Consider the following 21478-nt stretch of genomic DNA (forward strand, 5'->3'; position numbering starts at 1 on the left):
TTGAAACTCCGGCATTCGAGTGATCGAGGAACAACACAGGCCATGACCGTCACAGAGGACAGCCCGGTATACGGACCGGGCATCGACCCCGAGCGTCTGGCCGTCTGCCTGAGCGTGCTCGAAGAGCTCGACAAGCTCGACATCGACCACCCGGATGCCATCGCGGTGCGCCGCGCCACCGCCGGCGTCTACCGGACGGTCAAGCAGCGCCGCCGGCAGGAGCGCCGCGCCGCCAAGACCGCGCACGACAGGGCCGTCACCGAGGCCACCGCCACCGGTTCCGCCGAGCGCATCGACGACGAGACGCAGGGGTTGCTGCCCTCCTCGTCCGTCGTGGGGGAGATCGCGGGCATACTCCAGCGCCCCCGTTCCTGCTACATCTGCAAGACCCGCTATGTCGAGGTCGACGCCTTCTATCACCAGCTGTGCCAGAAGTGCGCCGCAGAGAACCGCGCCCGCCGTGCCGCCCGCACCGACCTGACCGGCAAGCGGGCCCTGCTCACCGGGGGCCGTGCCAAGATCGGCATGTACATCGCGCTGCGGCTGCTCCGCGACGGTGCCCACACCACGATCACCACGCGTTTCCCCAACGACGCCATCCGCCGTTTCAAGGCCATGCCGGACAGCGACGAGTGGATCCACCGGCTCAAGATCGTCGGCATCGACCTGCGCGACCCGGCCCAGGTCGTCGCCCTCGCCGACTCGGTCGCCGCCGAGGGTCCGCTCGACATCCTGATCAACAACGCCGCCCAGACCGTGCGCCGCTCGCCGCAGGCGTACCGCGAGCTCGTGGTCGCCGAGTCTGCCCCGCTGCCGACGGGCGAGCTGCCGCCCGCCCAGGTCATCGGCACGTTCGGCAGCGGCGCCGTGGACTCCGTCGCCGCCCTGCCCTCGTCCCGCGGCGAGGGCCTGAGCGCCCAGGAGGTCACCGACCTCGCGCTCGTCAGCGGCTCCGCGTCCCTGGAGCGCATCGCGGCCGGTACCGCCATCGACGCCGGCGGCCTCGTCCCCGACCTGCACGACAGCAACAGCTGGATCCAGACGGTCTCCGAGGTCGACCCGGTGGAGCTGCTCGAGGTGCAACTGTGCAACTCGACCGCGCCGTTCATCCTGATCAGCAGGCTTCGCCCGGCGATGGCGGCGGCCCGGGGCCGGCGCAAGTACGTCGTGAACGTCTCCGCCATGGAGGGCGTCTTCAGCCGCGGCTACAAGGGGGCGGGCCACCCGCACACCAACATGGCCAAGGCCGCGCTCAACATGCTCACCCGCACCAGCGCGCAGGAGATGTTCGAGAGCGACGGCATCCTGATGACCGCCGTGGACACCGGCTGGATCACCGACGAGCGCCCGCACCCGGACAAGATGCGACTGGCGGACGAGGGCTTCCATGCCCCGCTCGACCTCGTCGACGGAGCCGCCCGCGTGTACGACCCGATCGTGCGGGGCGAGAGCGGCGAGGACCTGTTCGGCTGCTTCCTCAAGGATTACGGCCTCGCCAACTGGTAGGAAACGGGTAATTCACCCATACCGTCACCCCTTTCGGCCGGTGCACCAGCAGGTGCACCGGCCGTTGTCCATCCAGAGGGGGTCGTTGGCGTGAATTGAGCCGCATTATTGGCCCCATCGAGCGCAGGTCCGCTCATTTGGTTACCCTGGGGTGAATGGACGGCCTCCAAGGGACTTACCAATCCCCTTCGGCCCTCCTGGGACAGGTCTTCAACCCGGCCGCGGTCCCGCCAGAGTTGACGGCGCCACCGCGACCCAACTGCCCTGTCCCACATACGCGACACAGAGGAGTGCGCGGTGACACCAGATGTGAAGCACGAGAAGCGGCCGTCGGAGGACGGCGGCGAACGGCCCGGCAAGGCCGAAGAGATTCGCAACCTCGAGGTCTGGGCCCGTTCGGCCCCGATCCGACTCGCCGGGTACGAGGAAGACCTGGCCGAGCCGCACATCCTTCCCGGCATCGACTGATCTGCGCTGTGCCCCCGTGCCCCCTGCCCGCCCCGGCAGGGGGCACGGGGCTGCTCATGGCTCCTGCCGCGCACCGGCGTTGTTCCCCACAGGCTCACGTGGCGGCCGCGGGCCCGTCGTTCAGTGCAGCCTCATGGGCGCCAGGAAGTCCCGTACGGCGGTCCGGTGCCACCACGCCCCCGTCTGCCGCCGTTCCTGCCGGGTCGTGAACCGGTAGTGGTACAGCCTCGCGCGCACCTGCGCGGGCGGGGCGTCCGGGAAGGGATTGCGGGCCAGCAGGCGCAGCGTGTCCCGGTCGCCCTCCAGCAGCCGTTCCACGAACGGCAGGAACCATGACCGGGCGTACGCGGGGGACAGTGCGGCGAACCACATCAGCCAGTCGAGCCGCAGATGGTACGGCGCGAACTGACGGGGCAGTCTGCGGACGTCGCCCGGTTTGCCCTTGAAGCCGTACTCGCGCCACACCGTGCCCGCGTGGGCCACGCGCTCGTCCGTGCCCTCGATCACGATCTCGTAACGCACCCGGCCCACCGTCCCGAACGCCCCGTAGGAGTTGACGAGATGGAACGGGTCGTAGGAGCGGTTCATGGCCTGATACCGCGAGAACAGGTTGCGCACGGGCCGGTAGCTCAGAGCCAGCAGCCCCGCGGACACGGCGAGCACCACGACCGCGTACCACAGCGGCGCGCGTGACAGTTCGGGCCCGTCGACGATCAGCGAGCCGTCGACGGCGGGCAGGGCGAGCACGATCGTCAGCCAGTTCAGCCAGGCGAAGTTGCCCGACAGCACCAGCCACAGCTGCGTCACCACGATCAGCGCCGCCGCGATGCTCGCGACCGGCTGCGGGGTGAACAGCAGGACGGGCACCAGCAGCTGCACCACATGGTTGGCGCCCGCCTCGACCCGGTGCGCGGGCTTGGGCAGATGGTGGAAGTACCAGCTCAGCGGGCCGGGCATCGGCTGGGTCTCATGGTGGTAGTACAGGCACGTCAGCTCGCGCCAGCACCGGTCGCCGCGCAGTTTGATCAGTCCGGCGCCGAACTCCACCCGGAACAGCGTCCAGCGCAGCAGCCACAGCACGACGACCGGCGGCGCGGTGCGCTCATTGCCGAGCCAGATCGCGAGGAACCCGGTCTCCAGCAGCAGCGACTCCCAGCCGAAGCTGTACCAGGTCTGGCCGACGTTGACGATCGACAGATAGAGCGCCCAGAGAACCGCCCACCACGCCATCGCGCCACCGAGCGGCACATCATCGGCCGCCCCGGCGACCAGGGCCGCCGAGAGCAGGACGCCGGTCCAGGCGACGAAGGCGAAGAGGTGGTCGCTGTAGTGCAGCCGGAACAGGCTTGGCGCGGCCCGGGCCGGCACCTGGCGCAGGAACGCCGGCACCGGGAGCATTCCTTGCTCGCCGATCAGCGCACGGAACTGCAGCGCCGCGGAGAGGAAGGCGACCAGGTACACGGCGGCCAGAGCCCGCTGGAAGACCAGCCGGCTCAGCCAGTAGGCATCGTCGCCGAACCATTCCATCCCTCTCAGTATCGGGCAGCTCCGGTCCCGCCGATCGGTTGGCCGGCCCCGCCGGGTCGGTTGTGTGGGTGGCCGGGGTTGGTGGGGTGCGGCCCCGCCGATCGATTGGCGGCCGCGCCGGGCTGGTTGGGCTCTGGTCGTGCCGGGCCGGTTGGGCGGGCGTCCGGGGTTGGTGGGGTGCGGTCGTGCCGGGTCGGTTGTGTGGGTGGCCGGGGCGGTTGGGCCTCAGGTCCCGCCAGGTTCGCACGGGCGTCCGGGCGGGTCGGCTCCGGCTCTGCCGGTCGGTTGGACGGCGGCCCCGTCGGGTCGGCTCCGGTCCTGCCCGTCAGTCGGACGGCCGCCCGGCGCCGGCGGCGATCCGCCGCAGCGTGTGGCCGAGCCGCCGGGCGTACAGCCGCTGCGCCACGGGCACGAGCGGCCCGGCGAGCCGGGTGTACCAGGCGGCGGGGCGGCTGAAGGCCAGGACCGTGAACCACACCGAGCCGTCCTCGCGGATGTCGACCACGAACGACTCCTCGCCCCGCTCCGGGTGGCCGGTCAGCGTCCCGTACGCGAAGCCAATGCGGTCCTGCTCGTACGCCGCCCAGACCACCTCGCACGGAGCGGCCAGCCGCAATGGCCCGGCGCCCAGCGAGACCTGCACCCGCACCCCGGCCTCGGCCCGTGCGGCGGTGGCCCGCACTCGGGCTCCGGACCTGCGGTGCATGTCCCAGCCGGTCACCGCGGCCCCGGCTTGCTCGAATGCCGCGCGGCCGCGGCCGACGCGGGTCGTGTGGTGCAGATGCTGGTAGCCGTCCGGCAGCGGACCGTGCCGGGTGGCGCCCGTCTCCGGGTAGGTGAACGAGCCTCGCATGTCCTGCGAGTGGTTCATCGGGCGGTTCATACGGCACTCTCCTTCAGTCGTCGCCAGGCGAGCACTGAGCAGAGGGCGAAGCCCAGCGCATTGCCGAGGCCATGGGTGGCCGCCATCCACGTCAGGTCCGGGTGTGGCAGGTCGGCGGCCTCGCCGACGGCCCAGCTCAGTGCGAGCAGCATCGTCGCAACCAGTACGGCCGCCGAGACGCCGAGCAGTGCCCGCGTGCCGCGGTCCCGCTCGCCGCCGCGGACGTCGCGCCAGGTCAGCCATGCGACCGCCCACATACCCGCGGTCAGCACCACTGCGCCGAACAGCTCGGCCCAGTCGCCCACGAAGTACCCGCCCAGGACGAGCACGGTGCCGACCGGCACGCTCAGGGCCGTGAACCGGGCGAGACGGCCGGCCGCGCCCGCCGCTTCGCACACCAGCCCAGCGACGAGCGCCGCCGCGAAGCCCGCGAAGTGGAAGTGGGGCACGGTCAGGGCCAGGATCGGCAGCGTGAAGCCGAACAGCTCGTGACCGGCCCGCTCGGCGACCAGCGCGACGCCCGCGACCGCCGGTGTCACCAGTGCGGTGAGCACCGCGAACTCGGCGGGAGCGAGCGACCGCGTGCGCACGAGCCGGCGCGGGGCCTGGGCGGCCAGGAGCAGTGTGCCCACGCCGTAGACAGCGGCGAGTGCGACGGCGGCCGCACCGCGCGGAAGCCACAGGGCGACGGAACCCGCCACCGCGAACAACGGCCATGTGCGCCGAATGGACGCGAGCCCGACCGGGTCGATCAGACGCAGTCCCGCAGGCACCACGAAGAGCATTCCGAGCATCACGATCATGTTGACCAGTGCGGACATCAGGCAGCCACCCCCATGGTTGAACACGTTCAATTCATTGGGGTGAAGCTTAGGTGCTCAATTGAACGCGTTCAAGTCGCGCCTCGTCTGTCTGTCCGTCAGAAAGAGAGGGACATCTCGGATTTGCAGGAGACGGGAGATCTTGGTGCGCTCACCGATGCATCGTCTGGTCGCGGCGGTCGCCGCGTTGTGCGTGGGGCCGCTGGCCACCGGATGCGGCGGCGAGAGCCGCGCGGCGGACTCGGCGGACGTGCTCCTCCAGCCCCTCGCTGCCAGGGGCCCGGATCCCTTCACGGCGTCGACCGCGTCCGCCCCGGCCCCCTTCGCGCCGCCGCCCGTGGCGCCGGCTCCCAAGAGCCCGGCGGGCGGAGGTACGAGCCTGCGCACGATGCTGGGCTCGACCCCTGGTCTGTACGGAGGCGTCCAGGAGACCGCGAGTTGCGACGTCGAGGCCCTGGTCCGCCACCTCGGCGCGGACGGCGCGGACGGCGCGGACAAGAACAAGAACAAGAACAAGAACAAGGTCCGGGCCTTCGCCGAGGGCGCCGGCATCGATCAGGAGGACATCGCCCCGTTCCTGCGCGGCCTCACCCCTGTCGTCCTCCGTGCCGACACCCGCATCACCGGCTACGGCTTCCGTGACGGCGAAGCCGCCGCCTTCCAGGCCGTCCTCCAGGCCGGGACCGCTGTGCTCGTGGACGAGTACGGCGCTCCCCGGGTGCGCTGCGCCGGAGGCAATCCGCTGAAGCCGCCGATGGCCGTGAAGCGCCCAGTGGTGATCGAGGGCGCGGCGTGGTCGGGCCACCGCAGTGACCGCGTCGTCGTGATCAAGCCGGCCACCCAGGTCGTGAACAACCTCGTGATCGTCAACATCGCCGACAGCACCTGGATCGAACGGCCCACCGGCACCGACGGGGAGGAGGACGCCCGCCCGGCGGTCCTGCCGCCCGTCGACCCCGACGAGGTGTTCTCGGACCTCACGCGTACCGAGTCCTCCGGTGCCATGCAGGGTGACGCCTCGGTCCCGGCCACCGGGCCCGACGGCCCACCGGCGCCCCAGCCCCCGCCGCAACAGGCCCCCGCGCCCCAGGCCCCGGCTCCCCAGCCCGATCAGCCCCAGCCCGATCAGCCTCTGCCCGATCAGCCTCTGCCTGACCAGCCCCTGCCCGATGACCCGGGTGCCGTGCCCCCCGCGGACTTCCCCTACGAGCCGCCGCAGGACGAGGTCGAGCCGCTGCCGGCCGACCCGCCCGTCCCGGATCTGGAGCCGCAGGCGCCGGTCGATCCGGACCCGGTGCCGCCTGCGGCGGCGGCCGGGGGGCCGGACGGCTTCCAGGGCTGAAGGAGCCCGCCGGATCCGGTCGTGGAATGCAATGAATGATGGCAGAGTGGCTCCATGGCTGATCGGGCAGCAAGTGCCCTGTCGCTCCCCGACGACTGGCCGGCGCACGCGGACACAAGTCTGACGCTCAACCGCATGGGCTCCTTCGACTGGGACCTCATCAGCGGTCTCATGCACTTGGACGAGCCCGGTCTCGACGTGTTCGATCTGCACCCGGACGAGTACGACGGCCACCCGGCGAGCCTGGCCGTACGGGTGCCGCCGGACGAGGCCGTCCGGCTGGACTCCATGGTGGCGCAGGCACTCAAGCGCGGGAACGACCGATACGGCGCTTACTTCCGGATCCGCTGCCGTAACGGAACGCTGCGCTGGACGCACACCCAGGCGTGCGTGCGGCGGGACGAGACCGGCCGCCCCGTACGCATCATCGGCATAGTGCGGGACGCCACCCAGGAACTCGCCGACTCCAGCGCACGCGTCGAGGTGGACGTGGAACGCCGCCGCCAGGCCAGCGTCGTGGAGTCCACGACGGCCGCGCTCGCCCACGCCCGCACCATCCAGGACGTCATCGAACTGCTGAAGGGGTCGCACGGCCTGAAACTTCTCGGCGCGACCAGCCTCGTGATGGGCCTGCTCGAATCCGGACGGATCCATCTGGTCGCCGAGGGCCCGGAGGACGCCTTCGTGCCGGGCACCCGCTACACCCGCGTCGACGAGCAGTACCCGATGAGCGAAGTGGTGCGCACGCTCACTCCCCGCTTCATCGAGTCCAAGGAGGACTTCGCCGAGTCGTACCCCCTGCTGTGGCCGCACATCAAGGGCCTCGGCATCTCCGCCGCCGCCTATCTGCCGCTCATCGCCCAGGCCCGGCCCATCGGGGCCCTCGGGCTGCTGTACCGGGACAAGACCGGTTTCACCCTGGAGGACCGCAACCTTCTGGTCGCCCTCGGCAGCAGCATCGCGCAGAGCCTCCAGCGCGCGGTGCTGTACGAGCAGGAGCACGACCTCGCCGAGGGGCTCCAGCAGGCGATGCTGCCCCGCCGCATTCCCGAGGTGCCCGGCGCGCAGATCGCGGTGCGCTACCGCTCCGCCCGCCTCGGCCGGGACATCGGCGGCGACTGGTACGACATCATCGCGCTGCCCGGCGGCCGCGTCGGTGCCGTCATCGGCGACGTACAGGGCCACGACACGCACGCGGCCGCCGTCATGGGGCAGCTCCGCATCGTGCTGCGGGCCTACGCGGCCGAGGGGCACCCTCCCGCCACGGTGATGGCCCGCGCCTCGGTCTTTCTCCACGAGCTCGACACCGGCCGGTTCGCCACCTGCACCTACGCGGAGGTGGACCTGTCCACCGGCGTGGTGCAGACGGTGCGCGCGGGCCATGTGGATCCGCTGATCAGGGACGAGGACGGCAGCTGCCGCAGAGTGCCGGTGCCGGGCGGGCTGCCGCTCGGGCTCTCGGCCGAGTTCGGCCGGCTCGAATACCCGGTGAGCACGGTCGAACTGGACCCGGGGCAGACGCTGCTGCTCTTCACCGACGGTTTGGTCGAACAGCCCGGTGCCGACCTCGACGACGGCATGCAGTTCCTGACCGCCCTCGTGCACGACGGGCCGCGCGACCTCCAGTTGCTCGCCGACCGGATGTGCGAGGTCGTCGACCAGCGTGCCGGGGACGACGACGTGGCCCTCCTGCTGCTGCTGCGCCGCAGAGGCGCGATCACGGCCCAGGCGGGCGGCCGCCTCCAGCAGCACGTCGGACAGAACGACCCGGAGGCGCTGCGCTCGGCGCGGCACATGGTCAGGGCCGCAGTGCTGGCCTGGGGCGCGCGGGAGCGGGTGGACGAGGTGGAGCTCGCCGCCGACGAGATGATCACCAACGCGCTGTTGCACACGGACGGCGGGGCCTTCGTGACCGTACGGGTGCTGTCGGGCAGCGAACGGCGGTTGAGGATCGAGGTCGAGGACGGCTCCAGTGCGCTGCCGCGCAGGCGGGACGCGGGGGAGTCAGGGGTCTCCGGACGGGGCCTGATGCTGATCGACCGGCTGTCCGAGTGCTGGGGCGTGGAGTCGCGGGGGAGCGGAAAATGCGTGTGGTGCGAGTTCCTCATCCCCGACAGGCTCGAGACCTGATGGTTCGACGACTGTTAACTGTGCGTGAACAGATCATACTTGACCGTAACCGATAGAAAGCGGTTGACTGCGACTCCCGGCCTCCGGAAGACATGAGGATCACTTGAGCTCTGAGCTGCTCGACCCGCTGGACCTGGCGTTCTGGCATCTGGAATCCGCCGGTCACCCCATGCACCTGGGCGCTCTGGCGCTCTTCGAGTCCCGGCCCGGCGCGGCGGGCGTCGTCGATCTGCTGGCGAGCCGCGCCGCCGCCATCCCCCGGCTGAGGATGCGTGTGCGCGACGTCCTGCTGCCCGTCGGCGGAGCGGCCTGGAGCACCGCCAAGGACTTCGACGTACGCCGCCATGTCCGCGAAGTGAGCCTGGTCGGGGACGATTTCACCGCGGAGGTCACGGCCGCGGCCGGTGAGCTGATGGAACGTCCCCTTGAACGCGGTCTGCCGCCGTGGGAGATGTACCTCCTGCGCGGCGCCCGCGACGATCGCTTCGCCGTCCTCGTCAAGCTCCACCACGCCCTCGCCGACGGCATGCGCGCCGTCGCCATCGGCGCGGGCATCTTCGACGAGATCGCCGACGTCCGCCGCACCGGTTCCCGCCGCGCCCGCCCCTTGCCCCCGCGCTCCTGGCTCGCCGGGCCGCGCGGTCTCGCGGACTTCGCCCAGGACCGTATCGAGGAACTGGGTCGCGCGGTCGGCGTCGGCGCCTCCGTCGTACGGGCCAGCCGGCTCGACCCCCGCGGACTGCCCGCCCTGACCGCGGCCCCGAGCGGCACCCGCAGGCTCGGCACCGCAGTCCTGCCCCTGGACGATGTGCAACAGGTGCGCCGGGTCATGGGCGGTACCGCCAACGACGTCCTGCTCGCCGTCGTCGCCGGCGCGCTCCGGCGCTGGATGCACGGGCGTGGCGAACGGCTGCCCGCCGCGGGCCCTCGCGCCCTGGTACCGGTCTCGCGCCGCCGCCCCGGCAGTCCGCCCGGCGCGGGCAACAAGCTGTCCGCGTACCTGCTCCAGCTGCCCGTCGCCGAACCCGACCCCTGGCTGCGCCTCGCCTCCGTCCGGAAGGCCATGGACCGCAACAAGGCCGCGGGCCCGGCGCGCGGCGCCGGCGCCGTCGCGCTGCTGGCCGACCAGCTGCCGCCGCTGGCCCACCGTTTCGGCGCCCCGCTGGCGGGCGGTGCGGCCCGGATGCTCTTCGACGTCCTCGTCACCAGCGTGCCGCTGCCCCGCTCGGCCCTGTCCCTCGGCGGCTGCCCCCTGCGCGAGATCTACCCGATGGCGCCGCTCGCCCGCGGCCAGTCCCTGGCGGTGGCCATGTCGACGTACAGCGGCCAGGTGCACATCGGGCTCGTCGCCGACGGCAAGGCTCTGCCCGACCTCGACCGCCTGGCGGATGCGGCGCGGGAGGAGCTCGACGAGCTGCTGGCCCTCGTCTGCGGCCACAGGGCGCACGAGGACGCTTCGCATGGATGAGGCCGTCGCCATGCCGAACTCGCCTCGGACCTCGTCATCCTGCCCTCTCAGCTGCCCGTCGCCGAGGCCGCGGCCCGGGTCAACGGACTCACTTTTGGGCTCGGCCACCTCGGCAAGCCGCCCGTCGCCCGCGGTGAACTGGCCGGCGTGGGCCGCTGCGGTACTGGCTCGGCCGAGCGACCCAACGATGTGCATGCTCTCCGGGCTTGTCACGGAGGCCGACTGAGCCGCCTGGAGCGTGCGCGACCTGCGGCGTACACGGGACCGTGCTCGACTCCTTCGGACGGAGCGGCTGATTTTCGGGTCCGACCGGCCGGTGTGCCGGCCGGCCGTCTAGGGCGAAGCCGTCGACGCGGCCCGGCAGCTCACGGACGTGCTCGGCGAGGAGGAACGACGGGCCGTTCCGGCGCGACGGCCGCCCGCGTCCACGGACTGTGACACGGAACGCGTCCACGGACTGTGACACCGCCCGCGTCCACGGATCGTGGAACCTGGACGCGTCCACGGACGGTGGAACCCGGCCGCGCCACGGGCAGCGACCCCCGCGCGCGGGCTGTACTCGATGCGACGGGCCGCCCGGTGCGGCAGGGTGGAGACATGCCCGAACTGCCCGAGGTCGAAGCGCTCCGAGAGTTTCTCGACGGCCATCTCGTCGGCCGTGAGATCGCCCGTGTCGTGCCGGTGGCCGTCAGCGTCCTCAAGACGTACGACCCCCCGCTGACCGCGATCGAGGGAGCCGCCGTCACCGCCGTCGACCGGCACGGCAAATGGCTCGACGTCACCGCCGCCGGTCTGCACCTGGTCGTCCATCTCGCCCGGGCCGGCTGGCTGCAATGGAAGGACGAGTTCCCTGCGACGCCGCCCCGGCCCGGCAAGGGGCCGCTCGCCCTGCGCACGGTCCTGGTGGACGGCGCGGGCTTCGACCTCACGGAGGCGGGCACCACCAAGCGCCTGGCCGTCCACCTCGTACGGGACGTCGCCGATGTGCCCGGCATCTCCAGGCTCGGCCCCGACCCGCTCGCCGACTCCTTCGACCGCGCCGCCTTCGCGGCCGTACTCGCGGGGGAGCGGCGCCAGATCAAGGGCGCGCTGCGCGACCAGAGCCTGATCGCCGGCATCGGCAACGCCTACAGCGACGAGATCCTGCACGCGGCGAAGATGTCGCCCTTCAAGCTCGTCCACCAGCTGGACGAGCACGAGGCCGATGTGCTCTACGAAGCACTGCGCGCCACCCTCTCCGACGCCGTCGCCCGCTCGCGAGGCGTGGCGGCCGGCCGGCTCAAGTCGGAGAAGAAGAGCGGACTGCGCGTGCACGGTCGTACGGGGGAGCCGTGCCCGGTGTGCGGCGACACCATCCGCGAGGTGTCGTTCAGCGACTCGTCCCTGCAGTACTGCCCCACGTGCCAGACGGGCGGCAAGCCGCTCGCCGACCGGAGGCTCTCGCGCCTGCTGAAGTGATCGCGTGCCGCTGCCCGGCTCAGCCGCCGATCGACAGCAGACGCTCGCCCCGTTCGCCGCGCACCTCCCACCGGCCGATCTCCGCCGTGTGCAGCCCGGTGCCCCCTTCGATGTCCAGCGGCCCCGCGTGCCCTGGGCCGTCCGCCATGCCGTACCCGCCCGCCGGCACCCACCAGCTGAGCACCGGATGCTCCACTCCGTCCTTGCCGATCGCAACGAGCCGGCAGGTGCGCGGCCCCGGCAGGCCCGCCAGTCGCATCGCCACCGAGGTCCCCCACCCCCGGTCCTGCAGCGCGACCGTGGCCCGCACCCCGGTGACCGGATCGGCCGCCACGACCGGCTGCGGGGCGGGGGCTGCGCCGTCCTGCGCCGCGACCACGGCGGCGGGCAGGCCGACGATCAGGACCGCGGCCGCGGCCGCCAGCCGCAGCCTCCGCCTGCGGCCCCGCCGCCGCTCCAGTGCCACGTGCTGGGTGAGCCGGTCCATCAGGCGGGGCGAGGGACGGGCGTCGACACGGGCGGGGCCGGCGAGTTCGGCGAGGGACCGGGCGACGTCGGTGAAGTCCGAGAGCCGGACCGCGCACATCACGCACTCGGCGAGATGCTCCTCGAAGCGGAATGCGTCGGCGGGTTCCAGGACGCCCAGCGCGTAGGCGGCCACATCCTCGTGCGGCTGCTGGCGGCTCATGGGGGGTCCTCGATTCCTCATGTTACGGGCGGTCACCCTGGAATACGCAGCAGGAAGGCGCTCTGCTCAACCCGGCGGCGAGGCGTCCGACGCGCTCGCAAACCCGTACGGGAACGGGGACATGGTCCCGGCCCCGAGGCACGCCTACACTCCGCACCATGCTGCGCGTACTGGCCGTCGACGACGAGAAACCGGCGCTCGAGGAACTGCTCTACCTCCTGCGTGCCGACTCCCGGATCCGCAGCGCCGAAGGTGCCACCGATGCCACCGAGGCGCTGCGGCGCATCGGACGGGCACTGGAGGCGGGTCCCGACAGCGACGACGCCATCGACGTCGTCTTCCTCGACATCCACATGGCCGGGCTGACCGGGCTCGACGTCGCGAGGCTGCTCGCCGGGTTCGCCAGGCCGCCGCTCATCGTGTTCGTCACGGCCCACGAGGGCTTCGCCGTGCAGGCATTCGACCTCAAGGCCGTCGACTACGTGCTCAAGCCGGTGCGCAGGGAACGGCTGGCGGAGGCGGTGCGCAGAGTCCGGGAGCTGATCGTCCCGCAGCGCGACGCACAGCGCGGCAGGCCCGTGCCCGTCGCGGCCGCCACTGTCGTCCCCGGGCCCGAGCAGATACCGGTCGAACTGGGCGGTGTGACCCGCTTCGTACCGGTCGACGACATCACCTATGTCGAGGCCCAGGGCGACTACGCGCGGCTCCACACCTCTGAGGGCAGCCACCTGGTCCGTATCCCCCTGTCGACGCTGGAGGAGCGCTGGGCCCCGCGCGGCTTCGTGCGCATCCACCGGAGCCACCTCGTGGCACTCGCCCGCATCGACGAACTACGCCTGGACGCAGGGACGACGACCGTCCGCGTGGGCACCGCCGAGCTGGCCGTCAGCCGCCGCCACGCGCGCCAGCTACGGGATCTGCTGATGCTGCCGCGCGGCCCCAAGAGCACGGGCGAGGTCGTGCCCGGGGCGGGCGGCTGACCGTTCGGCGGCCGCGAACGGCCGTTCGTCGCAGGCGGCGGGCCGTACGGCGACGTACGCCACCCGCTGGGCGAGGCACACCCTGGCCGGCACCTGGTGCCGCGGCACGGCCCCTAACCTTGATCACGACCGCCGTAACGGGGAGGAAGGGGCCTGATGTCCGACATCGAAGCACTGCTGGACGAACTGCGCGGACTGCCGTCCGTGCGTCCTTCGGGCCCGGCCGAACTCCAGACGCTGCTCGCTGCCGCCCGCAGCGCGGCGGGCCGCTGGGCGGACGTGCTGGAGGACATCCGAGAGGCGTCCAAGGGCCTCGGGGGTCCGCGTACCGAGGCGGCGCTGGAGGTGGCGTTCCGCCGCGCGGAGGAGTCGTACGTCGAGCTGGAGATCGCGCTCAGCGCCTGTGCGAGCCCCGGGGCGCGCTGACCGGTTGATCAGGCCCCTACGGCCCGGTCCCTCGGGCCCGGGTCCTGAGGCCAGGGGCGCTCCGGCCCGCCGCCCGCTCGGGCTTCCGCGGCCCGGCTCATCGGTCTCGGCGTCCTCGGTGCCCGCCTTCTCGGCCCGGCTGCCAGCCGGCCCCGGCCCTTACGGCCCCGGCGTCCTCCGGCCTCGGCCTTCTGGGCCCGGTCGGCCGCAGGCCCGGCTCCTCCTGCCCCGGCCGCCCTCCGGTCGACTCCCTCTGGTCCGCTCACTCGGTCCGGTCGATTCACCCGCGTCCGCTCCCTCGGCCGGCCGGCCCGGAGGCGGCAGGCTCGCCCCTACCGGCCGTGATCGCCGCTGCGTAGACTCCCCATCCCAGATGCCCCTCCTTTCCTCCTCCCCACTTCGCAGACAGACGCCGGAGCGTAACGCCGATGTCAGCAGAGCAGCCCCCGCGCCGCGAGGTGGTCACCGGGGTGCCGCGTGGCACCCGGCGGCCACCCGGCCACGCGCCCGCCCGATTCGAGATCAGCGAGCAGACCACGCTGGGCGCCACCTATGTGCGCTCGCTGATGCGAAGCCAGCTCAGGGCCGCGCTCTACGCCCTCGGCGCGCTCGGAATGCTCGTCGGCACCCTGCCGCTCCTCTTCGCCCTGCCCGCCGCACTCGGCGGCTCGCTCGACTCCCCGGCCCCGTTCGTCTGGGCCGCCCTCGGCTTCGGCGTCTATCCCGTCATGTGGCTGATCGCGCGCCGCTACGTGCGACGGGCCGAGCGCAACGAGCGCGACTTCACCAGGCTCGTCGAAGGCCGCTGACCCGTGAACCAGACCTACGCGGTGGCCGCGGTCACCGTCGTGGTGCTCGCCACCGTCCTCATCGGCGCGCTCGGCCTGCGCATATCCCGCACCACTTCCGACTTCTACGTCGCCTCGCGCACGGTCAAGCCGGGCCTCAACGCCGCCGCCATCAGCGGCGAGTACCTCTCCGCCGCCTCCTTCCTAGGCATAGCCGGTCTGGTCCTGCTCCAGGGCCCTGACATGCTCTGGTACCCGGTCGGCTACACCGCCGGCTATCTCGTTCTCCTCGTGCTCGTCGCCGCCCCGCTGCGCCGCTCCGGCGCCTACACGCTCTCCGACTTCGCCGAGGCCCGGCTGGAGTCGGCCGCCGTCCGCAGGCTGGCGTCCCTGTTCGTCGTCGGGATCGGCTGGCTGTATCTGCTGCCCCAGCTGCAGGGAGCGGGGCTCACCCTGGAGATCCTCACCGGCGCCCCGGACTGGCTCGGCTCGCTCGTCGTCGCCGTCGTCGTCACCGGCGCTGTCGCGGCCGGGGGCATGCGGAGCATCACCTTCGTGCAGGCCTTCCAGTACTGGCTCAAGCTGACCGCCCTGCTGGTCCCCGCCCTGTTCCTCGTCGCTGCCTGGGCCGGCGACGACGCGCCCCGCGCCCGCTTCGACGCACCCGCCGTGCTCCGCGCCGACACCGACGTCCGGATCGGCGACACCGTACGCGTCGAAATCGACGAACCACTCACGCTGACCGTCACCGGTGCGGTCGACCGCACCCGCCACCACGCCGAGAAGGTGACCCTCCGCGAGGGCACCCACCGCATCGAGGCGGGCACCGTGCTGCGGCTGCCGAAGGGCGCGGCGGTGCCCGAACGGACCAGCTCCGGCACGGACCCCGTCAGCTGGTCCCAGCCCCTTTCGGGCGGGCGGGACGGCTACCAGCTGTACGCGACGTACGGACTCATCCTCGCCACGTTCCTCGGCACCATGGGCCTGCCGCACGTCGCGGTCCGCTTCTACACGAGCCCCAACGGCCGGGCGGCCCGGCGCACGACCCTTGTCGTACTCGGCCTGATCGGCGCCTTCTATCTGCTGCCGCCCGTCTACGGAGCACTCGGCCGCATCTACGCGCCGGAGCTGGCCCTCACCGGCGCCGCGGACGCCGCCGTGCTCGTGCTCCCGGAGCGGGTGGTCGGGGGGCTCACGGGGGAACTGCTGGGGGCCCTGCTCGCGGGCGGCGCCTTCGCCGCGTTCCTGTCGACCGCGTCCGGTCTCACGATGTCCGTGGCGGGGGTCATCAACCAGGACGTCCTGCCCTCGCGCGGCGTACGCGACTTCCGGCTCGCGACCCTGCTCGCCATGGCCGTGCCGCTGGGCCTGTCCGTGGTGACGAGCAACGTGCCGGTCGCCGACGCGGTCGGCCTTGCCTTCGCCGTCGCCGCGTCCTCCTTCTGCCCGCTGCTGGTGCTCGGCATCTGGTGGCGCCGGCTCACCCCGCCCGGCGCCGCGGCCGGCCTGGTCCTCGGCGGCGGGGCGGCCCTGACCGCGGTCATGGCCACGCGCGCCGGTCTCGCCCCGGACGGCTGGCCGCACACCCTCATGGCCTGGCCCGCACTGTGGTCGGTACCGCTCGGCTTCCTGACCATGGTGGCCGTCTCCCTGGCGACCGCCCGCCACATACCCGCCGGCGCCGCAGCGATCCTCGCCCGGCTCCACCTCCCCGAGGACCTCGCCGGCCGGCCGCATCCCGAAGGAGCGGAGCGATGACCGGTACGGAAGCGGTCGCGGCAGGGGCGGTGCTGCTCGCCGTCGGCGTCGCGCTGGGCCTCGCACTGAGCAGGATCGCCGCGCGGCGCGGCGTGGAGCCGGACCTCGACCTCGGCACGCCCGTCGAACACGCCACCTTCCACACCCTGCACACCGCTTCCCTCGCCGCCCCGCCGCTGCGCGCCGGTCTGACCGAGGACACCGCGCGCAAGGCGGCCCGGCGGCTGCGCTCCCTGCTCGGCACCGAGGCACTGTGCCTGACCGACCGCGAACGCGTCCTCGCCTGGGACGGGCCGGGAGGCGACCACCACCAACGGCAGGTGATGGAGAGGGTGGCCGAGGTGCTGCACTCGGGCCGCAGCCAGAGTGTGCACTCCGGGTGCGAGGACCTTCAGTGCCCGCTGCGCTGGGTGGTCATCGCACCGCTGACCGGTGAGGAGGGGGTCCTCGGCACCCTGGTCGCCCACGGCTCGCGCGAGTCGGCGGTCCTGGTACGGGCGGCCACCGAGGTTGCCCGCTGGGTCTCCGTACAGCTGGAACTCGCCGAGCTCGACCGTTCCCGCACCCGGCTGATCGAGGCGGAGATCCGCGCCCTGCGCGCCCAGATCTCCCCGCACTTCATCTTCAACTCGCTCGCCGCGATCGCCTCGTTCGTCCGGACGGATCCGGAGCGCGCCCGCGAGCTCCTGCTGGAGTTCGCGGACTTCACCCGCTACTCCTTCCGCCGCCACGGCGAGTTCACCCATCTCGCGGACGAGCTGCGCTGCATCGAGCAGTACCTGGCCCTCGCGGGCGCCCGCTTCGGCGACCGGCTGAAGGTCACGCTGCAGGTCGCCCCCGAGGTCCTGCCCGTGACCCTGCCGTTCCTGTGCCTTCAGCCGCTCGTCGAGAACGCGGTCAAGCACGGCCTGGAGGACTCCCGCCACGAGTGCCGCATCATGATCGCTGCCCAGGACGCGGGGTCGGAGGCCACGGTGACGATCGAGGACGACGGGGTGGGCATGGACCCGGGCGTCCTGCGCGCGATCCTCGCGGGGGAACGGACCACCTCGTCGGGCATCGGGCTGCTGAACGTCGACGAGCGGCTGCGCCAGGTGTACGGCGACGACTACGGGCTCGTCATCGAGACGGCCGTCGGCGCCGGCATGAAGATCACGATCCGGATCCCCAAGTACCGTGCGGGTGTGCACTCCTCGGCGCTCCGGCGCGCCGACTGACGACGCGGAGGTGCCGGCGCGGCGTCCGTCGGGGCAGGTCGGCGCTCCTCACGGTGGGCGCCCACCACGATCGGGGGCCGACCACGATCGGGCCGCTCGCCCACGCCGGGGCGACCGGCGCCCACCACGACCGGGCGCTCAGCCACGCCGCGGCGACCGGGCGCTCACCACAGGTGGATCGCCAGATGCCCCAGCGGCAGCCCCAGCTGCCAGGCGGGGGTCCACACCTTGTCCGCCTCGTCCACCGTGCCGTCGAGCGGGAGCGCCGGATGCCAGGGCTCCAGGTCCCCCAGGTCGGCGGCGAGCAGTTCGGTGGCGCGCAGCCAGCCCCAGGTGGCCGTCGCCAGGGCGAGATCGGGGTCCGAGGCGCCGTGCCGTTCACGGGCCGCCCTGGCGGCGAGCCGCTCCTCGACCCATTCCTGCCAGGGGTGCCCGTAGGACGTCAGCGACAGCCATTCGTCGATCCTGGCCGCTGAGCGCAGTGCGTCCGGTGCCCCCGGGCCGTCGGACAGATGGATCGTCAGCGCCAGGGTCCGCCGTCCCGCGCGGTACTCGAGCGAGCCGTACTCCACGAGCGCGCCGGCCCGCAGCATCTCCTCGGCCGTGTACTCGGCGCACAGCCACGCCATGGGGACAGCAAGCCCCGGTCCCCCGGTGCCGTTCGCACTCTCGGGCTGCACGCCTTCCACCCACTTCCGAAACAGTCACGTCCGGGCCTCGATGACGAGCCTCCACCGTCCAACACGTCCCGGGGCGCTTCTTTGCTCAACTCCGGCGTGACGTTCGGCATACGGCCATGTCGTGGTCGTGGTCCGTGGGGGAGGCGTGCCCCACCGTGGCCGGTGGGGCGGGCGGCGCGGTGCGCCTGCTGTAGCCGGGCAGGCACCGGGCGAGGGCACGCAGCGCGTAGAACGAGCGCGACTTGACGGTCCCGGGCGGGATGCCGAGTGCCTGCGCGGCCTCGTTGACACTCAGCCCGCGGAAGTAGATCTGCACGAGTACGGCGCGGTGCTCGGGGCTCAGGGAGCCGACCGCCGCACGGACGTCGAGGGCCAGGGCCGCGTTCTCCGCCGGGTCGGCCGGGTCCGGTGTGGTGGCGAGCACGCCGTCGCCGATCTCCGTGGGGCGCGCGAGCCGGGAGCGCCGGGCGTCGATGGCGAGGCGGCGGCCGACGGTGAAGAGCCACGGCCGCATGGACTCGTAGGGGCCGTCGAACGCCTCGGGGTGCTGCCATGCGCGCACCAGCGTCTCCTGCAACAGGTCCTCGGCGCGCTGCTGGTCCCCGTAGGTGAGGCCGAGCAGAAAGCTCAGCAGCGCGGGGCCGTGTTCACGCTGCAGCTCCACCATGGCCCGCTCGTCGGTCGTCGCGGTCGCTGTTGCCATTGCCGAACACCCCTTCACCCGTCGGTCGCTGCCACGTGGCGTATACGAACGCATCCGCGAGCACAGCGACAGACGCCGTACCGCGGGCGTCGACGAACGGTCGCACCGAGCGGCGAGTGGTGCGGCGAGCGGTCGACCGGACCGGCGCGTGCCTGCGCGGCCGGCGGGCGGCACACGGCCGTTCCAGCGACGTTGCCTCGTCGCTTGACTCCGTCCAGCCTCCCCTGCGGATTCAGGTGGCCCTATATGCCTGAAATAACGCAGTATGGCGTCTGTTGGGGGCATCGAATGGCAGACCGCCCCCGAGGCACAGCAGGATGCTCGCTCGCGCAACCGAGGCTCATGCTCCCCGGCCGGGCGCCCGGCTCGCGGCCGTCGCGCGCCCGGCTCGTGGCACTGCTCCCAACGGGTCATTCCTGCCCGCAACGCGGTGTCGATCAGTTGTCCGCGGCATCAGTCGTGCGAGCAGTGGGCCATGGACAAGGATCAGCTGCTCCGCGGACGCCGCTCGGTGCTCCGTGTCGCCGCCTGCCTCGGCGGTGTCGCCGCCTTCGGCGGGCTGTTCGTCACCGAGCCGACCACGACACCAGGACGCACCGCCCCCCGGCCCGCCCCCGCTCCGGCCCGCGGCCCCGCGGCCCCGCCGAGGGCGGGGCGGGCCCCGCGTGCGTCGTCCTACCGGCTGCAGCCCATGACCGCCTACCGCCCGGTGAAACTGCGCCCGGCGGTGCCGCCGGTGCGTACGAAACCTTTCCTCAAGGTGCCCGCGGAGGGGCGCACGATGGTGCTCACCTTCGACGACGGACCGGACCCCCGGTACACGCCCGACATCCTCGCGACGCTCCGCGAGCACAGTGTGCAGGCGATGTTCTTCGTCTGCGGGGAGATGGCCACGCACCAACGCGACCTGCTGCGCGAGATGGTCGACGACGGCCATGTGATCGGCAATCACACCTGGTCCCACCCGCTGATCCCGGGCCTCGCACCGTCGCGGATCCGCGAAGAGCTCGGCCGCACCAGCGACGTCGTCGACAAGACGGTGGGCGAAGCGCCGCTCTGGTACCGGGCGCCCTACGGAGCCTGGAACAAGCACTCCTTCGCGATCGGCGCCGAACTCGGCATGGAACCGCTCGCCTGGACCGTCGACACCCTGGACTGGACGACACCCGGCATCCGCACCATCGTCCGGCGGGTGCTGGAGGGTGCGGCCCCGGGCGTCGTCGTGCTGTCTCACGACGCGGGCGGCAACCGCTCCCAGAGCGTCGCGGCCCTGCGAAGATATCTGCCGAGACTGCTGGACGACGGCTACCGCATCACCGTCCCGCGCCGCTGAGCGGGCGGGCGACGGCCACGAACGGGCGCGGGCGGCAACGGGTCGCGCTCAGCGGGCCTTGACCATGCGGGCGAAGACGACGACGTTGCCGTCGTAGCCGTGCGCCTCCGAGTAGCCGCCCCCACAGGTGATCACTCGCAGCTCGGGCGACCCGGTGTCGCCGTAGACGCGGACGCCGGGGAAGTCGTGCTTGGAGAACACCTCCACGCCGTACACCTCGAAGACGGCCGTGCTGCCGTCCAGCCGTGGCACCTCGATCAAGTTGCCGTGCTTCACGGAGCCGAGACCGTAGAACACCGCCGGCCCCGCCTGGTTGTCGACGTGCCCGACGATCACGGCGGTGCCCCGCTGACCGGGGGCGACACCGTTCTGGTACCAGCCCGCGAGGTTGGGGTCCTGTGGGGGCGGGGCCGCGATCCACCCCTTCTCGTCCAGGCCCACGTCCATGATCGGCGCATCCACCTTGAGCGACGGGATGCGCACCCGGGCCGGAGGCGCGTACGGCAGGGGTTCGAGCGGTACGGGCAGGAACGTCTCACCCGCGCGGCCGGCGAGCGACGCGGCGGCCGCGGGCTGCGGCGGCCCGATGCCCACATCCGCCCCATTCTTCATCAGTGCGATGCCGCTGAGCATGACGAGGGCCAGCACGCCCCAGGGCGAGCGTCGTCTCGGCTCGGAGCCGTAGATGTCCTTGCCCATGATTCTCCCCATTGTGCGCATGCGGTCACGCTAAGTGCGGTCCGCCGAGGCTGCGAGAAGGGAAGGGCGAACGGGTGGCGGGGCCGGTCGGGGTGGCCCATCCGAGTAATCGGCAGATAAAAATCCTGACGGTCTGTGACCTGCGGGTCCGTCAGATGGTTGGGCGCTCGCGCGGCGTGTCGCCTCACCGGGGTGGACCAAGGCCGACATGCGCGTGATGCCCCCTGCGATGAGGGTTCGTCATGGAAGGCGTACTCGTCGAATATGCCGGAGCGCCGCTCCGGAGCGTCTTCCGCTGGAGGTTCAACGATGTGTGCTACACGCGCTCTCGCGGTGACCGCGACCGCCTTCGCGGCCGTCGGGCTCTGCGCTCCGCTGGCCGCCGCCGGCGGTGGCGACGGCCCGAGGAACGTCCACGTCAGTCCCTCCGCCGTCTTCCCGGGAGGCACTCTGACGATCACCGTGGACGGCTGCCACCGCGGTGGCGTCGTCAGTTCGAACGCTTTCCCGGACGCCGTGCTCTCCCGCACCGATCGGGGCGGCGTTGGAGGCGACGGTGGCAACCGGGGTGGCATTGGGGGCGATGGGGGTAACCGGGGTGGC

Annotated in this window: 19 protein-coding genes and 1 pseudogene; 13 read left to right on the plus strand and 7 right to left on the minus strand. The window is 72.2% G+C overall.

Annotation, left to right across the window (positions count from 1 at the left end; genetic code table 11):
* Nucleotides 1-42: 42 nt before the first annotated feature.
* Together J7E88_RS33895 and J7E88_RS33900 are read left to right on the plus strand one after the other, a co-directional pair.
* Nucleotides 43-1506: an SDR family oxidoreductase gene (locus J7E88_RS33895; protein WP_215187323.1), complete on the plus strand. Its 1464-nt coding sequence runs from the start codon at nt 43-45 to the stop codon at nt 1504-1506.
* 297 nt (nt 1507-1803) lie between these two features.
* Entirely contained in the window at nt 1804-1974 is a 171-nt protein-coding gene (locus J7E88_RS33900) for a hypothetical protein (RefSeq protein WP_215187325.1), read from the plus strand.
* Between the two features lie 120 nt (nt 1975-2094).
* Here J7E88_RS33900 and J7E88_RS33905 read toward each other — a convergent pair whose 3' ends face one another.
* The 3 genes from J7E88_RS33905 to J7E88_RS33915 form a co-directional block, all read right to left on the minus strand.
* Nucleotides 2095-3501, minus strand: coding sequence for a lipase maturation factor family protein (locus J7E88_RS33905; protein ID WP_215187327.1), 1407 nt, complete (start codon nt 3499-3501; stop codon nt 2095-2097).
* A 325-nt stretch (nt 3502-3826) separates the two neighbouring features.
* Nucleotides 3827-4384, minus strand: coding sequence for a DUF1990 family protein (locus J7E88_RS33910; RefSeq protein WP_251023610.1), 558 nt, complete (start codon nt 4382-4384; stop codon nt 3827-3829).
* A complete protein-coding gene (locus J7E88_RS33915; protein ID WP_215187328.1) occupies nt 4381-5205 on the minus strand; it encodes a YndJ family protein in 825 nt (274 codons plus the stop codon). Before J7E88_RS33915 ends, J7E88_RS33910 begins: the two co-directional genes overlap by 4 nt.
* A gap of 157 nt (nt 5206-5362) precedes the next feature.
* On the opposite strand from J7E88_RS33915, the gene J7E88_RS33920 reads away from it, so the two are divergent.
* From J7E88_RS33920 to J7E88_RS33935, 4 genes are all read left to right on the plus strand, one after another.
* On the plus strand, nt 5363-6547 hold the full coding sequence (locus J7E88_RS33920) for a DUF6777 domain-containing protein (protein ID WP_215187329.1): 1185 nt from the start codon (nt 5363-5365) through the stop codon (nt 6545-6547).
* A gap of 54 nt (nt 6548-6601) precedes the next feature.
* The gene (locus tag J7E88_RS33925) at nt 6602-8677 is read left to right on the plus strand and encodes a SpoIIE family protein phosphatase (protein WP_215187331.1); all 2076 of its coding nucleotides are present in this window, start codon (nt 6602-6604) and stop codon (nt 8675-8677) included.
* Nucleotides 8678-8780: 103 nt separating this feature from the next.
* A complete protein-coding gene (locus J7E88_RS33930; protein WP_215187333.1) occupies nt 8781-10145 on the plus strand; it encodes a wax ester/triacylglycerol synthase family O-acyltransferase in 1365 nt (454 codons plus the stop codon).
* 597 nt (nt 10146-10742) lie between these two features.
* Entirely contained in the window at nt 10743-11603 is an 861-nt protein-coding gene (locus J7E88_RS33935) for an Fpg/Nei family DNA glycosylase (RefSeq protein ID WP_215187335.1), read from the plus strand.
* Between the two features lie 19 nt (nt 11604-11622).
* On the opposite strand, the gene J7E88_RS33940 is transcribed toward J7E88_RS33935, so the two are convergent.
* Nucleotides 11623-12291, minus strand: coding sequence for an anti-sigma factor (locus J7E88_RS33940; protein ID WP_215187336.1), 669 nt, complete (start codon nt 12289-12291; stop codon nt 11623-11625).
* A gap of 158 nt (nt 12292-12449) precedes the next feature.
* Here J7E88_RS33940 and J7E88_RS33945 point away from each other — a divergent pair, with 158 nt between their 5' ends.
* The 5 genes from J7E88_RS33945 (at nt 12450) to J7E88_RS33965 (ending at nt 17460) form a co-directional block, all read left to right on the plus strand.
* Nucleotides 12450-13271, plus strand: coding sequence for a LytTR family DNA-binding domain-containing protein (locus J7E88_RS33945; protein ID WP_215187338.1), 822 nt, complete (start codon nt 12450-12452; stop codon nt 13269-13271).
* 156 nt (nt 13272-13427) lie between these two features.
* Nucleotides 13428-13697 carry a hypothetical protein gene (locus tag J7E88_RS33950; protein ID WP_215187340.1) on the plus strand — a complete coding sequence of 90 codons (270 nt, stop codon included), beginning with the start codon at nt 13428-13430 and terminating at the stop codon, nt 13695-13697.
* A gap of 428 nt (nt 13698-14125) precedes the next feature.
* Nucleotides 14126-14506 (plus strand): hypothetical protein, encoded by a 381-nt coding sequence (locus J7E88_RS33955; protein WP_215187341.1) that lies wholly within the window; start codon nt 14126-14128, stop codon nt 14504-14506.
* Nucleotides 14507-14509: 3 nt separating this feature from the next.
* Nucleotides 14510-16243 carry a cation acetate symporter gene (locus tag J7E88_RS33960; protein ID WP_215187342.1) on the plus strand — a complete coding sequence of 578 codons (1734 nt, stop codon included), beginning with the start codon at nt 14510-14512 and terminating at the stop codon, nt 16241-16243.
* Entirely contained in the window at nt 16240-17460 is a 1221-nt protein-coding gene (locus J7E88_RS33965; protein ID WP_215187343.1) for a sensor histidine kinase, read from the plus strand. The genes J7E88_RS33960 and J7E88_RS33965 overlap by 4 nt, the downstream gene beginning before the upstream one ends.
* A 164-nt stretch (nt 17461-17624) precedes the next feature.
* Here the strand turns inward: J7E88_RS33965 and J7E88_RS33970 are convergent, their stop codons facing one another.
* The gene (locus J7E88_RS33970) at nt 17625-18140 is read right to left on the minus strand and encodes a hypothetical protein (protein ID WP_215187344.1); all 516 of its coding nucleotides are present in this window, start codon (nt 18138-18140) and stop codon (nt 17625-17627) included.
* A gap of 85 nt (nt 18141-18225) precedes the next feature.
* A complete protein-coding gene (locus J7E88_RS33975) occupies nt 18226-18843 on the minus strand; it encodes a sigma-70 family RNA polymerase sigma factor (RefSeq protein WP_215187345.1) in 618 nt (205 codons plus the stop codon).
* A 475-nt stretch (nt 18844-19318) separates the two neighbouring features.
* Between J7E88_RS33975 and J7E88_RS33980 the strand changes: the two genes are divergently transcribed.
* Nucleotides 19319-20176: a polysaccharide deacetylase family protein gene (locus J7E88_RS33980; protein WP_215187346.1), complete on the plus strand. Its 858-nt coding sequence runs from the start codon at nt 19319-19321 to the stop codon at nt 20174-20176.
* Between the two features lie 48 nt (nt 20177-20224).
* Here J7E88_RS33980 and J7E88_RS33985 read toward each other — a convergent pair whose 3' ends face one another.
* A complete protein-coding gene (locus tag J7E88_RS33985) occupies nt 20225-20875 on the minus strand; it encodes a class F sortase (protein WP_215187350.1) in 651 nt (216 codons plus the stop codon).
* 309 nt (nt 20876-21184) lie between these two features.
* Here J7E88_RS33985 and J7E88_RS33990 point away from each other — a divergent pair.
* Nucleotides 21185-21478: pseudogene (locus J7E88_RS33990) on the plus strand (hypothetical protein); the annotation flags it as partial.

Origin of the sequence: Streptomyces sp. ISL-10, from assembly GCF_018614575.1 — a bacterium.
Classification (GTDB): Bacteria; Actinomycetota; Actinomycetes; order Streptomycetales; family Streptomycetaceae; genus Streptomyces.

Excerpts from the sequence above, each read along its gene's own strand:
- J7E88_RS33920 (WP_215187329.1), top strand. The coding sequence starts at position 5,363 with ATGCATCGTCTGGTCGCGGCGGTCGCCGCGTTGTGCGTGGGGCCGCTG.
- J7E88_RS33940 (WP_215187336.1), bottom strand. The coding sequence starts at position 12,291 with ATGAGCCGCCAGCAGCCGCACGAGGATGTGGCCGCCTACGCGCTGGGC.
- J7E88_RS33975 (WP_215187345.1), bottom strand. The coding sequence starts at position 18,843 with ATGGCAACAGCGACCGCGACGACCGACGAGCGGGCCATGGTGGAGCTG.
- J7E88_RS33950 (WP_215187340.1), top strand. The coding sequence starts at position 13,428 with ATGTCCGACATCGAAGCACTGCTGGACGAACTGCGCGGACTGCCGTCC.
- J7E88_RS33925 (WP_215187331.1), top strand. The coding sequence starts at position 6,602 with ATGGCTGATCGGGCAGCAAGTGCCCTGTCGCTCCCCGACGACTGGCCG.
- J7E88_RS33935 (WP_215187335.1), top strand. The coding sequence starts at position 10,743 with ATGCCCGAACTGCCCGAGGTCGAAGCGCTCCGAGAGTTTCTCGACGGC.
- J7E88_RS33915 (WP_215187328.1), bottom strand. The coding sequence starts at position 5,205 with ATGTCCGCACTGGTCAACATGATCGTGATGCTCGGAATGCTCTTCGTG.
- J7E88_RS33965 (WP_215187343.1), top strand. The coding sequence starts at position 16,240 with ATGACCGGTACGGAAGCGGTCGCGGCAGGGGCGGTGCTGCTCGCCGTC.
- J7E88_RS33955 (WP_215187341.1), top strand. The coding sequence starts at position 14,126 with ATGTCAGCAGAGCAGCCCCCGCGCCGCGAGGTGGTCACCGGGGTGCCG.
- J7E88_RS33895 (WP_215187323.1), top strand. The coding sequence starts at position 43 with ATGACCGTCACAGAGGACAGCCCGGTATACGGACCGGGCATCGACCCC.
- J7E88_RS33905 (WP_215187327.1), bottom strand. The coding sequence starts at position 3,501 with ATGGAATGGTTCGGCGACGATGCCTACTGGCTGAGCCGGCTGGTCTTC.
- J7E88_RS33980 (WP_215187346.1), top strand. The coding sequence starts at position 19,319 with ATGGACAAGGATCAGCTGCTCCGCGGACGCCGCTCGGTGCTCCGTGTC.
- J7E88_RS33945 (WP_215187338.1), top strand. The coding sequence starts at position 12,450 with ATGCTGCGCGTACTGGCCGTCGACGACGAGAAACCGGCGCTCGAGGAA.
- J7E88_RS33910 (WP_251023610.1), bottom strand. The coding sequence starts at position 4,384 with ATGAACCGCCCGATGAACCACTCGCAGGACATGCGAGGCTCGTTCACC.
- J7E88_RS33985 (WP_215187350.1), bottom strand. The coding sequence starts at position 20,875 with ATGGGCAAGGACATCTACGGCTCCGAGCCGAGACGACGCTCGCCCTGG.